At 70.9% G+C, this 13,350-nt stretch carries 13 protein-coding genes; 8 read left to right on the top strand and 5 right to left on the bottom strand.

Translation table 11 applies throughout. The features are described from left to right. Positions 1–5 precede the first annotated feature (5 nt). Together CAP_RS22270 and CAP_RS22265 are read left to right on the top strand one after the other, a co-directional pair. Positions 6–1,613: a sigma-54-dependent transcriptional regulator gene (locus CAP_RS22270; RefSeq protein WP_044244382.1), complete on the top strand. Its 1,608-nt coding sequence runs from the start codon at positions 6–8 to the stop codon at positions 1,611–1,613. Positions 1,614–1,750: 137 nt separating this feature from the next. Next, positions 1,751–3,208: a TolC family protein gene (locus CAP_RS22265; protein ID WP_044244381.1), complete on the top strand. Its 1,458-nt coding sequence runs from the start codon at positions 1,751–1,753 to the stop codon at positions 3,206–3,208. A gap of 51 nt (positions 3,209–3,259) precedes the next feature. On the opposite strand, the gene CAP_RS45250 is transcribed toward CAP_RS22265, so the two are convergent. Next, positions 3,260–4,969 (bottom strand): serine/threonine-protein kinase, encoded by a 1,710-nt coding sequence (locus CAP_RS45250; RefSeq protein WP_052375653.1) that lies wholly within the window; start codon positions 4,967–4,969, stop codon positions 3,260–3,262. 179 nt (positions 4,970–5,148) lie between these two features. On the opposite strand from CAP_RS45250, the gene ccsA reads away from it, so the two are divergent. From ccsA to CAP_RS22245, 4 genes are read left to right on the top strand one after another with little or no spacing between them, the layout of a single operon-like run. Then, positions 5,149–5,850 carry a cytochrome c biogenesis protein gene (gene ccsA / locus CAP_RS22255; protein WP_044244379.1) on the top strand — a complete coding sequence of 234 codons (702 nt, stop codon included), beginning with the start codon at positions 5,149–5,151 and terminating at the stop codon, positions 5,848–5,850. 4 nt (positions 5,851–5,854) lie between these two features. After that, on the top strand, positions 5,855–6,145 hold the full coding sequence (locus CAP_RS22250; protein WP_231511619.1) for a CcmD family protein: 291 nt from the start codon (positions 5,855–5,857) through the stop codon (positions 6,143–6,145). Then, positions 6,145–6,288 (top strand): hypothetical protein, encoded by a 144-nt coding sequence (locus tag CAP_RS52485; protein WP_197041305.1) that lies wholly within the window; start codon positions 6,145–6,147, stop codon positions 6,286–6,288. Before CAP_RS22250 ends, CAP_RS52485 begins: the two co-directional genes overlap by 1 nt. 47 nt (positions 6,289–6,335) lie before the next feature. Next, entirely contained in the window at positions 6,336–7,475 is a 1,140-nt protein-coding gene (locus CAP_RS22245) for an acyl-CoA dehydrogenase family protein (RefSeq protein ID WP_044244378.1), read from the top strand. Positions 7,476–7,565: 90 nt separating this feature from the next. Here CAP_RS22245 and CAP_RS22240 read toward each other — a convergent pair whose 3' ends face one another. After that, complete coding sequence (locus CAP_RS22240) at positions 7,566–8,552, bottom strand: FHA domain-containing protein (protein WP_044244375.1); 987 nt, start codon at positions 8,550–8,552, stop codon at positions 7,566–7,568. 509 nt (positions 8,553–9,061) lie between these two features. Further along, entirely contained in the window at positions 9,062–9,211 is a 150-nt protein-coding gene (locus CAP_RS50785; RefSeq protein WP_156041040.1) for a hypothetical protein, read from the bottom strand. 164 nt (positions 9,212–9,375) lie between these two features. Between CAP_RS50785 and CAP_RS22235 the strand changes: the two genes are divergently transcribed. Continuing rightward, entirely contained in the window at positions 9,376–10,578 is a 1,203-nt protein-coding gene (locus CAP_RS22235) for a protein phosphatase 2C domain-containing protein (RefSeq protein WP_044244438.1), read from the top strand. Between the two features lie 45 nt (positions 10,579–10,623). On the opposite strand, the gene CAP_RS22230 is transcribed toward CAP_RS22235, so the two are convergent. Next, positions 10,624–11,709, bottom strand: a complete 1,086-nt coding sequence (locus tag CAP_RS22230) for a dipeptide epimerase (RefSeq protein WP_044244371.1) — start codon at positions 11,707–11,709, stop codon at positions 10,624–10,626. A gap of 110 nt (positions 11,710–11,819) precedes the next feature. Next, a complete protein-coding gene (locus CAP_RS22225) occupies positions 11,820–12,395 on the bottom strand; it encodes a TlpA family protein disulfide reductase (protein ID WP_044244368.1) in 576 nt (191 codons plus the stop codon). 213 nt (positions 12,396–12,608) lie between these two features. Between CAP_RS22225 and CAP_RS22220 the strand changes: the two genes are divergently transcribed. Beyond that, positions 12,609–13,322: a hypothetical protein gene (locus tag CAP_RS22220; RefSeq protein WP_156041039.1), complete on the top strand. Its 714-nt coding sequence runs from the start codon at positions 12,609–12,611 to the stop codon at positions 13,320–13,322. The last annotated feature ends 28 nt before the right edge of the window (positions 13,323–13,350 follow it).

The raw sequence follows: 13,350 nt of genomic DNA, 5'->3' as shown, positions 1-13,350 counted from the left end.
GGGAGGTGAGCGCTGCCCCTCGCGCGCGCGTGCTCGTCGTCGACGATGAGCCTGCCTTGCGCCGCAGCCTGGCCCGGGCGCTCCTGCGCAGCTTCGATGTCCTCACCGCGGAGGATGGAAGCTCGGCGCTGGGGCTCCTGGCGACGACGCGGATCGACGCGGTCCTGCTCGATCTCGGGATGACCGTCGTCACGCCTGCCGCGGGCGCCGCGCCAGCACCCGCCGCTCCGCCGCTGCGCCGGAGCGAGCCGCCCGCGACGGGGGCCCCGGCGATGGCAGGCCCGTCACTGCGCCGGAGCGAGCCGCCGCCCGCGCTCGGTGGCGTCGAGGTGCTCTCCCGCATCCGCGCCGAGCACCCGGAGGTGGAGGTGGTGGTGATGGCGGAGCCGGAGCACGCCGAGCCAGCCCTCGCTGCGTCGCGGGGCGGTGCCTTCGGGCTGGTCGTCAAGCAGGCGGACCTCGACGCTGCGGCGATGCTCGCGGTGGAGCGGGCGGTGGAGCGACGGCGGTTGCTCACCCGGGTGCGCGCGCTCGAACGGCGCGAGGGGGATCTGTCCCCCGATCCCGATCTCCTCGGCGCTTCACCGCGGGTGCAGGAGGTCGTCCGCAAGGCGTTCGGCATCGCTGGTTCGAGCGTGCCGGTGCTGATCACGGGAGAGAGGGGAGTCGGGAAGGAGCTTCTGGCGCGGGCCATCCACCGCCGCTCGCCGCGCGCGGATCGGCCCCTCGTGGCGCTGAGCGTGGGCGCGCTGCCGGCGTCCGAGGTCGAGGACGCGCTGTTCGGTACGGGCGAGGTGTCTGGCGCGCCTGGTGTGTCTGGCGCGCTCGCCGCGGCAGGGGAGGGGACGCTGCTCCTTGCGGAGATCGAAGCCCTGCCGCTGCCCGCTCAGGTCAGGTTGCTCCAGGCGCTGGAGCGCGGCGAGGTGGGCGGCCATGACGGCGCGGGGGCCGCGGTCGCAGCGGCGCACCGGCGCCTCGCGGCGCGGCTCATCGTGACCAGCGCCGCCGATCTGCGGGAGCGCGTCGCGCAGGGCGCACTGCGCCAGGATCTCGCCTACCGGCTCGGGGTGGTGTCGCTGCACGTTCCCTCGCTCCGCAAGCGCCGCGAGGACATCCCGCTGCTCGCGCACCACTTCCTCCGCCGCTACGGGCGCCGCGAGGGGAGGGAGGTGAGGCGGATCAGCGCCGAGGCGATGCGCTACCTGCGGGAGCACCCCTGGCCCGGCAACGTGCAGGAGCTGGAGCACGCCATCGAGTACGCGACGCTGATGGCGCGGGGCGAGGTGGTGACGCCGGGGGACCTACCGCCGACCATCGCCGGACCCGATCGGAAGCACGGGGCGGTGACGGCGGCCGATCTCTGGGAGCTTTCCTACGTGGAGGCGCGGGAGCGCTCCATCGACGCGTTCGAGCAGGAGTACGTGGCGACGCTGCTCGAGCGCTGCGGCGGCAACGTGAGCGAGGCGGCACGTCAGGCAGGGATGGACCGGGCGAACTTCCGCCGGCTGAAGAAGCGGGTGGAGCGGCGGGTCGACGGGCAGGCGGCCGGGGAGGGGCTCAGCCAGGATGCTGGGGCCGAGGCGGGCGTGCGGGGGGCCGGCAAGGACGGGTAAGCGTGCTGAACCCGACCGGACCGAGCTGGTCAGAGAGGCGTGAGCGCGCCGCGGGACGAGGGCGAACGGGTGCGCGCAGGGCCGGGCGGTCCGCCGGGTGCTCCACAGGGGTAGCTTGTGCTAGCGTCGGCCGCCTCATGGGCCGACGCATTGCGGGCATTCGCCTCCTCGCTGCGGCCGTCGTCGCTGCCCTCGGCCTGGTGGTCCCCCTGGCCGGTGCGGACGAGGGCCCGGACGAGCCCGGGCCTTCCGAGGATGAACGAGGCCCCCGCGCAGAGCTTGCAGGGTCCCGCGGGGCTGCAGCGATCTCGCGCGGGGCGGTGAGAACGTACGATCTGCCCCGCTGCCTCGCGCTGGCGGATCAGCACCATCCCAACGTCCTCGTGTCGCGCGCGAAGCTGAACCAGGTGCGGGCGCAGCTCGACGAGGCGCACTACGCGCCGTACTCGCAGTGGCGCCTCGCGGGTGGGGTCGCCCTCGCCCCGACGGTGCGCGGCAACAACGTCTTCAGCCCCAACACCGACGTCGCGCTCACCAGCAGCCTGGGCGTGGCCTGGCGGTTCGGGATCGACGGCGTGGTGCCCCTCTGGACCTTCGGCAAGATCACCAACCTCTGGAACGCCGCCGAGGCCAACGTGCGCGTCAACGAGGCGAGCGTGGAGAAGGAGCGGGACGTCGTGCGCCTCGACGTGCGCAAGGCGTACTTCGGCCTGCAGCTCGCGCGCGACGGCCGCCTGCTCCTCGCGGACGTGCGGGTGGCGCTGAAGAGCGCGCTGGCCAAGCTCCAGGAGCAGGTGGACAACGAGGAGGGCGATCCCATCGATCTCCTCAAGCTGCAGACCTTCGCGGCCGAGATCGATGTGCGCGAGGCCGAGGCCGACAAGTACATCGCCATGGCCCTGGCTGGCCTGCGCTTCTACACGGGGGTCGCCGATCTCGACATCCCCGACGCACCCATCGCTCCTCCGAAGCACAAGCTCGGGCACGTCTCGCGCTACCTCACCGCGGCGCGCCTCCACCGGCCCGAGCTGATGCAGGCGCGCGCGGGCATCGCGGCGCGCACGGCGCAGGTGCACCTCGCCCGGTCCCAGCTCTTCCCGGACATCGGCCTCGGGCTGCAGTTCGGCATGAGCACGGCGCCCGAGGTGGCCAACCAGATCAACCCCTTCGTGAGCGATCCGGGGAACTACTTCTCGTACGGCGCGGCGATCGGGCTGCAGTGGAGGCTCGACTTCCTGTCCCAGTCGGCGCGCATCCGTTACGCGGAGGCGCAGCTCGAAGAGGTCACCGCGCAGCAGCGCTACGCGCTCGGGGGCGTGGCGAGCGAAGTCGAGATCGCCTACGCAGAGGTGGTGGAGGCGCAGAAGCGGCTCGACGCCTACAGCAAAGCGGCGCGGTATGCGCGGCGCTGGCTGCTGATGGTGCAGCAGGGCATCGACGTGGGGACCTCGCCGGACAAGGACCTCATCGATCCGGCCCGGTCCTACGCGCAGAACCGCTACAACCAGCTCAACGCCACGATGGAACTCGACCTCGCCATGTCGCGGCTCGCCAGGGCCACGGGCTGGGACGCGATCGCGCCCGACGGGACCTGAGGAGGGGGCGCCGCGCGGGGTGGCGTCGGCCCGCCGGCCCCGTCCCCGTCCTCAGCTGAAGATGAGGTAGAGGAAGAGGATGAAGAGGGCGGCGAAGAGGCTCGCGCCACCCACGGCGAGCGCGAGCTGCTCGCCGGGGCTCGCCTCGTGGAAGCGGGCCATCGCGGGGCGGAGCACTGGGGCCGCCCATTGCGCGAGGCGCGCCACCCCACGGTCCAGGGCGCGCTTCCACGCGGGCTTGAAGCTCAGATCGTCCATGTCCGGAAGGCTCGGCATCAGGGGCTGATGGAGCCGGGCCGTCTGCAGCTCGTCGGAGCTGGAGGCGCTGGGGGACGCGGTGGAGAACGGTGCCACAGGGGAGAGGTGCGGGATCAGCGGAGGCGCGGGGACCTGGGGCTTGGGAGGCGAGGGCGCGAGGTAGGAGAGCCCGTCGGGTTCGAGGGGAGCGAGGCGCATCGTTTCGCCTTCCGGCCCCATGGGCATCTGGGCGAGCGGGCGCGGGGCCGGAGCGGCCGGGGGGCTCACCGTGCCGTCGTGGTACACGAGCGTCTGCGTCTCGTCGCCGCCGCGGTGTGCGAAGCCCGTCAGCGCGCGTGTCGGGGTGTCCGGGTCTCGTGTCCCGCCGTGATCGGTGAGCATGAGCTCGATGGAGTCGCCGCCCCGCACCGGCATCTTGGCGCGCGGATCGGCCTTCATGTGCGTGGTCGTGGTGTCCCAGTCACCGGGCTCGCGTGGCTCGCGTGGAGGCATCACCAGCAGCGGGAGGGCCTGGGTGCCAGCAGCGGCGGGGAGGGGCGGAGGGACGCGCCGCTCGGCGGCGGGCGCTTGTCCTGACCGGGTGGGCTCGGGTTTGTCGGCGTGGAGCCACAGCCCGAAGGCCGGGTTGCCGAGGGGGAGCAGGGCCCTTGCGATCTCCACCATGCTCGTCTGGCGGTCCTCGCGCTGCACCGAGAGGGCGCGCATGATCACCTCGCCGAGGGCTTGCGGCGTGTCTGGCCTGATCTCCACGACGTGCGTCGGCGGCCCCGAGCAGAGCGCGTAGATCAGATCGCCGAAGGTCTCGGCTTGCTCGAACGGCGTGCGTCCGGTGAGGCACTCGTAGAGCACCACGCCGAGCGAGTAGATGTCGGCGCGGGCGTCGACGGCGGAGGAGTTCCGGAGCTGCTCCAGGCTCATGTAGTAGGGCGTGCCCACCGTCGATCCGGTGCGGGTCAGCGCGGCCTGGGGCAGGGCGCCTTCGCCGGAGATCTTCACCACGCCGAAGTCGAGCACCTTCACGTCGTGCTGGCCTGGCAGCGGGCTCGGGGTGAGGAAGATGTTGTCCGGCTTGAGGTCGCGGTGAATGATCCCGAGCGTGTGCGCCTCGGCCAGGCACTCGCACACCTGCAGGGCCATGTTGATGGTCAGATCGATGGGCAGGCGCTTCTGGTAGTCGAGCCTCTGGCGCAGGCTCTGACCGTCGAGCAGGTCCATCACCAGGTAGGCCCCGGCGCCGTTCTTCCCGCTCCCCATGTCGGTGATCTTCACCGCGTGGGAGTTCTTCATGGCGCTCGTCGCCTTCGCCTCCTGCTCGAGGCGGCCGTAGCCGGCTTCCTCGTGCAGGGTCTTCATCGCCAGCCTCCGGCCGGTGAGCAGGTGCTCCACCTCGTGCACGAGACCGGCGCCTCCCTGACCGATGTACCGGATCACGCGGTAACGGCCGTCGATCACGGTGCCGGGCGGGGGCCCCGGGGGCGCGGTCTCCTGGGTGGACTTCTGCATGGGCGAAGGGGCCGCGTCCGATGCTCGGCCGCGGAGGCGGGGTCGGCCTGGGCCCGATCCTCGCAGGCCGGCGCTGGCCGCCCCGCCGGGAGTCTACCGGCAGCCGCGCCCAGGCCGGAAGAGGCAACAGGCCTTGCTTGCTTGAACGCGGCATGGCTTGGCACTACCGTCGTTCGGGTATGGGTCGCGGATCTGCAGGCTTCCTGGCGCTCCTCGGGGCGGCGGCCCTCGCGCTTCTGGGTACGCTCCACTTCGTCGCGTACGTGGTCCCCACAGAAGCGTCGATGGGCATCGTCCAGAAGATCTTCTACTTTCATGTCCCCTCGGCGTACGCGATGTACCTCGGGGCCACGGCCTGCTTCATCGGCTCGGCGGGCTACCTCGTGCGCGGCACCCTCCGCTGGGATGCGCTGGCGCGGGCCGGGGCCGAGGTGGCGGTGGCGATGGGCTTGATGGTGCTCATCTCCGGACCGCTCTGGGCAGCGAAGGCCTGGGGCGTCTACTGGACGTGGGATCCGCGCCTCACCACCTCGATGCTGAGCGTGCTCGTCTACGTCGCTTACGTGGTGCTGCGCGCCTTCGCCGGTGACGGCGAGGCGGAGCGCAAGTTCGCGGCGGCGCTCGGGGTGCTCGGCGCGGCGAACCTGCCGATCATCCACTACTCGGTCCAGAAGTGGGGCGGCAATCACCCGAAGGTGATCACCTCGGGGGGCGGCGGCCTGCAGCACCCCGACATGAAGCTCGGCCTTGTCCTGGGCTTCCTGTCCTTCACGCTGCTCGCGGCGCTGCTGATCTGGCAGCGGATGCGGCTGGCGATGACCTCGTCGCGCCTCGGCGAGCTCACGGAAGAAGCCCTGGAACTCGGCATCGATGAGGATTAGCCCGGTGAGATCTCTCCCCCCGTTCGCGGCTCAAGCGGCCGCCGCTCCGGCGGCGACGTCGACCCCCACGACCCCCACCGTGGAGGAGCGTGGTCAGGCCTTCCGCCCCGTGCAGGGCGGCGACATGCAGAGCGGCGAGATGCTGCTCGTGGAGGCCTACGCGGCGATCTGGCTCATCGCCTTCGCGCTGATCCTCCTGTCGTGGCGCCGCCAGCAGAAGCTCGACGGCCGGCTGCAGGCCCTGGAGGCTGCGCTCGAACGCGCCCGGCGGGCCAAGGGCTCCGGAGACGGTTGATGCCGAACTTCGGCGAGATGACCTCGCAGCACGTGCTGTACATCCCGGCCGTGCTGATGATCGGGATGATCGTCGGTTACATTCTCGGCAGCCGCGCCGTGCGCGCGGAGCTCGAACGGCAACGACGGCGGATGAAGCAGTAACGAGGCGCGGGCGACGGCGGAGGCCTGAAGCCCGCCGGAGGTCCGAGGTGATCGATTTTTCTCTGACAGAAGAGCAGCAAGCCCTCATCGAGACCGCGCGGCGGTTCACGAAGGAGCGGATCATCCCCATCGCGGCTGCGTGCGATCATGAGTCACGCTTCCCGATGGACGTGTTCAAGCAGGCCTGGGAGATCGGCCTGGTCAACCCGACCTGCCCGGTCGAGTACGGCGGCGCCGGGATGGGGGAGCTTGACAACACCCTCATCATCGAGGAACTCGCCTACGGGTGTAGCGGCATCACCACCAGCATGCTGGCGAACACCCTGGCGCTCACGCCGGTGAAGCTCGCGGGCAGCGAGGAGCAGAAGAAGAAGTACCTCGGGATGCTCACCTCGGAGCCGGTGATGGCGAGCTACGCGACGAGCGAGCCGGACGCCGGCAGCGACGTGGCGGGCCTCAAGACGCGGTTCACGCAGCACGGCGACGACTACGTGCTCAACGGCCAGAAGTGCTGGATCACCAACGCGAGCTACGCGCAGTTCTACGTGGTGTTCGCGACGGAGAACCCCGAGCTGCGGCACAAGGGCATCGCCGCGTTCATCGTGGACCGGGACACGCCGGGGCTGCGGGTGGGCAAGAAGGAGGACAAGCTCGGGCAGCGCGCGAGCGACACGGCCCAGATCTTCCTGGAGGACGTGAAGGTGCCGAAGGAGAACGTGCTCGCCAGGCCGGGCGCGGGCTTCAAGCTGGCGATGGAGACCTTCAACCAGACCCGCCCCGACATCGGCGCGGTGGCCACGGGCCTGCAGCGGCGCTGCCTCGAAGAGTCGGTGGCCTATGCGAAGGAGCGCAAGACGTTCGGGCAGCCGATTGCCAGCCACCAGCTCGTGCAGTGGATGCTCGCGGAGATGGCGATCCGGGTCGAGGCGACGCGGCTCCTCACCCACAAGGGTGCGTGGAGCCTCGATCGGGGGGCGCGGGAGCCCGTGGTCTCGAGCATCTCCAAGGCCTACGGTGCCGACAGCGCGATGCTGACCGCGGTCGACGCGGTGCAGGTCTTCGGCGGCAACGGGTACGTGAAGGAGTATCCGGTCGAGAAGCTGATGCGCGATGCGAAGGTGCTCCAGATCTACGAGGGCACCAGCCAGATCCAGCGCATCGTGATCGCGCGACAGATCCTGGCCTGAGGCGCACGCCTCTTTAGCTCGGCCCTCTTCGGGGGAGCGACCATCGGGAGCGTGGGGGCCGCAAGGCCCCCGATCCAGGGGACGCAGTACTCAAAGGCGGGGGTGCCAGATCATCGTCAGCTCTGGGCCGAGGGTGATGGCTGCGCCCTCGGCGGGGATGTTGACGCGGCGGATGCGGTGGCCGCCCTGGCGGGTACCGTTGGTGGAGCAGAGATCGAGCGCGAAGATGTCGCGGCCCTCGCGCAGGAGGAGCAGGTGGGTCCGCGAGATGTGGGTGCTCAGCACTGCGCGCAGACCGCGGTCGAGGCAGTTGTCGGCGCGGCCGAGCAGAACGCCCTGCTCCAGCACGTGCTCGGCGAGCTCGACGGCTGCGCTGCGATCGTAGGACTGGAGGGTGATGCGCACGTAGCCGTCGCGTGCGCGGGGGGCGAGATCCTCGATGTGGGCCACGGGGCGCACCGAGGTGATGTGCGAGATCTCGCGGCCGAAGCGGTGGCTGGTGGTGGCGCCGGAGGTGATGGGGAGGGCGATGACCGAGTGTGCCTTGCCCTCGGGGTGCTCGGCGCCGGGGTCGAGTGACTCGCTGCCGAGGGCGCGCGGGCCCTCGTCGTCGGTCATGCCGCAGGAGCTGACGCGTACCGGCTTCGACGAGGTGCGTGGACCGACCGGGAGCCCGCCGATCACGTGCTTCCCGACGCGCACCAGCAACGGACCGCTCACCACGATGGAGCGCCGGGGGATGTCGTCGTCGACGAAGAATGGGATCCCGGTCTGCAGGTCCATCAGGCGCAGGCCCACGTTCCCTTCGGGCAAGGTGCAGCAGGTCGCGACGAGGTGACGCACGCTCACGTCGTCTCCCGCGGTGAACCTCACGTCGCAGCGCGGATGCGACCCGATCACCGCGTAGGCGTTGCCGTCGGAGGGCATGTCGAACCACGTCACGTCGCCCCCGGAGACGCGGAAGAGCCGGTAGCCCTCGAGATCGGGGTTCGGTGGCGGGTTGAGTGACAGCACCGCCTCCGCGGTGGACATGGCCCGCTGCATGGTCGCGACGTCGATTCGCGGCCGGTCGATCATACGATGGTCGTCTCCCGCCAGCCGTGGTCGCGCCCGAGGTCGCGATGGCCACCGTGGGGCCGTCCGCCGTGGACACGCTCGGCGGAGAAGCCCCAGCGCGCGCACGAGGACGGTGCTCCCCTCCGGGAGCGTTCAGGCAAGGATCGCACGCGGTCACGCCTCATGGCTGCCGTCGCATCCTACCGGAGTTTTTCGCGGGTGGGTCCTCCGGCGGGCATGGTCGAGGACGTCCCCCGCGGGGCGGGGTGAGTGTTCGCCCTGGCGGGAGCTGCCCTGGCTGCGCGTGCGGCGCGAGGCCGGCGCCTACCAGCGCTCTGCCGGAGCTCCCGAGCTACCCTGCGTCCTCTGGCGACCTCCAGTGCCGGGGGGTGGTATCCAGGGCTTCAGGCCCGGTTCGGCTTCAGGCCGGGTTCGTCGCGGTTCGGGTCGGGCCGCAGGACCGCAGACCCGGCCCTGATGGCCCCACCGGGACCGCGACGACCTCTCCGCCTCGATGCCTGCCACCATCCTCAGCTCTCGCCCACCGCGACCTCGGCGACGAGCTCGCCGCCCACACGCCAGAAGGCGACGGAGCGGCTGAAGAGCATGATCAGCTCGAGCCCGATGCCACCACCAAGCTCAAGACGCCAGCGCCCGGTATCCACCTCGATGAATTGCATGGCGAGGGTGAACGCGAGAGATGGGCCAACGCTCGGATCCGTACGAGCCGGAACGAAGTGTGCCTGTAGGGACCACCTCCGGACGGGCGCAGCAGGTGGGCATGGCCCTGGGCGCAGCCCTGACACGCCTGTCGGGAGAGAGCGTCGCTGTTATGCTCGCTCTGGTGTCGCGGATCCTTCCCCACTTCGACTTCCGCATCGAGGTTGGGACGGCATCCGACATCGGCCTGGTCCGGGGCACGAACGAGGACCGGCTCCTCCACTGTCCGGAGCACGCCCTCTTCGGGGTCGCTGATGGGATGGGTGGGCATCCCGGGGGAGAGGTGGCCGCGGAGGTGGCGCTGGCGACGGTACGCGCGGAGATCTCGCGCCCGCGGGCCGTTGCCACCGTGAACGACTACGTCCAGGGACCCAGCCTCGATGCGCGCCGTGAGGTCCTCGCCCTGATGCGGCGCGTGGGCGTTGCGGCCAACGAGGCGGTGCTCGGGGCGCGCCACGGAGGGCCGGCTCGGGACAACATGGGCACCACGCTCGACGTCGTGCTCTTCGCCCACAGCCGGGCGTTCTTCGCGCACATCGGCGACAGCCGGGCGTACCTCATCCGGCCCACGGTGACCGTGCAGCTCACCCAGGACCACGTGCTGCACGACACGCGGCGCGCGCCTGCCAGCGCGACCTCGCCGCGGCGTCCGGCGCACAACCCCCTGGTGAACGCGATCGGGCTCGGAGCTGCCGTCACCGTGGACACGGTGTTCGTGGATCTGTCGCGCGGCGATCGCATCCTCCTGTGCTCCGACGGCGTGCACGGAGCCATCGAGAGCGAGGCCATGCTGAGCCGCCTCTGTGCGAAGGGGACGGCCGACGAGGTGGCAGAGGGGCTCATCAAGCATGCGCGAGAGCGTGGGGGGCACGACAACGCCACGGCGATCGTCGTCGAGATCTGCGAGCGATTCGTGAAGCGAGGCGGCGATGCGGGGCCTTCGGCGTCGGATCTGACCGCCCTCTCCGCGAGCCCCCTTCTCGCGGGCCTGCCTCCTCCCGCGGTGCTCGGCGCGCTCGCGGCGGGGGTCGAGGTGGAGCTGGGGCCCGGCGAGCGGCTTCCGCGCGAGGTCGCGAGCGACCTGGTGGCTTACGTGATCCTCGAAGGGCAGGTCGAGCTGCGCGACGGCCGGCGGGTGGGCGCCTCGGGGCTCGTCTTCCCGGAGTCCCTGGTGGGGGTGAGGCGCAAGGGGGAGCTGCCGGTGGTGCGGACCGCGACGCGGATGATCCGGATCCGGAAGGACGACTTCGCCGAGGTTTGCGACCACGACCGTGTCCTGGCCTCGGCGCTCTACCGCCGGCTCGCGACCTTCCTGGCATCCGACTGAGCGCGGCGACGGAGTGGCGACGGAGCGAACCCGCGCGCTTCGCGTTCAGGTGAGCCGGTCCGAGCGGACGCCGTGGCCTGCGTCGATGCCGCTCAGATCGAGGTGTGGACCGCGCTGCGCGAAGCCGCCGGTGAACGGGTTCTCTGCGAGGAAGAGGGGGGTGTCGAGATCCACGAAGCGGAACCCTCCGAGCCCTGCGGCGAGGCACGCCGATGTCGTCATGGCCAGCACGGACTCGACGAGCCCTCCGATCATCAGGCCGAGCCCCGCAGCGCGCCCGACCGCGGCGATGTCGAGGGCCTCGACGAGCCCGTGCTTCATGGGCTTCAGGTTGAGCACCGTGGCCGCGCCTGCCGCGGCGAGGCGCACGGCTTCAGCCGCGCTGGTCAGCGACTCGTCGGCGGCCACGTCGACTCCGGCGCGGCGCACCACCTCGCGCATGCCCTCCAGGTCCTCGCGGGGGACGGGCTGTTCGAGCAGCGCGACGCGGGCCCCGAGGTCACGCGCCCTGGCGAGCAGGTCGAGCGTCGCCTCCGCGGTGAGGCCGCCGTTCGCGTCGAGGATCAGCGCGCACTCCGGCGCGGCGGCGGTGACGGCGGCGATGCGCGCGAGGTCTGCCTCCTGGGTCGATCCACCGATCTTGATCTTGAGCATGTCGAAGCCGGTCGCCGCGTGGCGGGAGGCCGCCTGCCGCGCGTGCTCCTCGGTGCCGGTGGTGATGGTGATGTCCGTGCGGAGCGCCGTCTCGACGCCCCCGAAGAAGGCCCAGAGGGGCACCTTGGCGCGGCGGGTGAGGGCGTCGAGCACCGCGGTCTCGATGGCGCAGCGCGCGGCGCCGGCCTCCGGGATCGCGGCCTTGAGCGTGGCGGCGAGGCGCCGGTAGGCGTGCACGTCCGCGCCCTCGACCTGTGCGCGCACCGCTTCGAGTGCGGCGCGGGTGCTGGCCTGGGTCTCCCCGTTGAATGCAGGGAATGGCGCGGCTTCGCCGATCCCCACGGTGCCATCGGCGAGGTGCACGCCGACCAGGAGGTTCGCGGCGATCTCCTGCGCGCCCCCGGAGATGCCGAACGGCTCGCGCAGGGGGATGTCGAGCGTCTCGATGGAGAGGCGTCGGATGGAGCTGGGTAGCATGGGTCCGGGAGGGAGAGGCAGCCTCCCTCGGGCGAGGGAGGCGGGGGGGACGGGGCGCTTGCGGCGCTTGCGGCGCTTGCGACGCTTCTGGCGCGCTCCTGCTCAGCCTTTCACTTGCCGAGCAGCGCCTTGACCTCGTCGGCGATCTTGGCTTCCTCGCCGCTCTCGTAGCCGGCGTGGACGTGCTTCACGTTGCCGTCCTTGTCGATGATGAAGGACGTCGGCATCTTGGGCGGGCTGTACTTGCCGGCCGTGGCCTTGTCCTTGTCCCAGACGATGGAGAACTTCACGCCCGTCTCCTCGGCGAACTTCTTGAGCTTGTCCTCCGTGGCGTCTTCGGGGTCGTCGACCGAGACTGCGATCACGGCGACGTCGCTGCCCAGCTCTTCGACCATCTCCTGGTACTTGGGGAACGACTTCTTGCAGGGCGCGCAGTAGGTGGCCCAGAAGTCGAGGATCACGACCTTGCCGCTGGCTTCCGCCAGGGTCTTCGGGCCTTCGCCGGTCACCGCGGCGGCGGCGATTTCGGGGGCCTTCTGTCCAACGAGGCCACCCTGGTTGGCCCCGGTCTCGGTAGCGCCACCGCCGGCTTCTGCGGTGGAGCCGCCGCAGCCGAGGGAAGCGACGGAGAGCGCCACGGAGGCGCAGAGAGCGGCAGTGCGGAAGATCGTCGAGCGCGAGATCATGAGAGGTATCTCCCTCTTGAAACGTGGGTGATGGCCGGTCCTCCGGGGTGCCCCGGGCCCGGGCCGGCGCTCTTATACAGGATCAGGGTAGCCGGCGACCACAGACGCTCATCCTGGAAGATGGTGGTCACCCTGGGGGAGCGGGCTGACCGGACAATGTACCTCGGCGTGGCGGCTTTCTACGCGCCGAGCAGCGCGGTAGCATGGCCTGCCATGAGTCAGCCGCCGCGCGTGCCGCACGCCTCGCGACCCCCGACGCTTTCCCGATCTGCCCGGCTATCGAGGGCGCTTCGCCTCAGCCTCGCCGGGCTCGCCCTCTCCGCGGCCGGCGCCATCCTGGCCGTGGTGCAGGTGTCGGGTTGCAGTGTCGGTGACCAGTTCTGCCGTGAGGGTTTCAGTGCCCAGCCCGGCTCGAAGGCCGCCGACTGCCCGTACGGCGAGAAGGGCGGACCCACGCGCGAGAACATCTCCTGTCCGGTTCCTCCGAAGCCCGCCGTGTGCCGCTACGTGTGGTCGCAGGTGTACGCAGTGCTCGACGACCCGTCCAAAGGGGCATGCACCACCCAGGGCTGCCACGGTGAAGGTGGTACGCTGGGTGACGGGCTCGCGATCCCCTCCGGGAATGCGGTGAGCGCGTGGTCTGTGCTGACGACCTACGAGAGCGACGTCAAAGGGAAGTACATCAACCCGGGATCCCCCACAGAGTCCTGGATCGTGTGCAACGTGCAGGGGAGCGAAGAGGGGGGCTCACCGATGCCGAAGCCGAATGGGCTCCTGGAGGAAGCGGATGTGCAGATGGTCAGGGACTGGTTCGCGTGCTGGCGCGACAGTCCCGCCGAGTACGGACAAAACGCCGCTCCGATCGAGGGGGTTGGCGGCGCAGGGGGCGGCGCGGGTGGTGCGGGTGGTGCGGGTGGCGGGCCCTAGCGGCGGCGAGATCGTGCCCAGCACGAGC

This window comes from Chondromyces apiculatus DSM 436, from assembly GCF_000601485.1.
Lineage (GTDB): Bacteria > Myxococcota_A > Polyangia > Polyangiales > Polyangiaceae > Chondromyces > Chondromyces apiculatus.
Note: the sequence above shows the minus strand (reverse complement) of the source record. Positions and strands in the feature narration are given on the sequence as shown.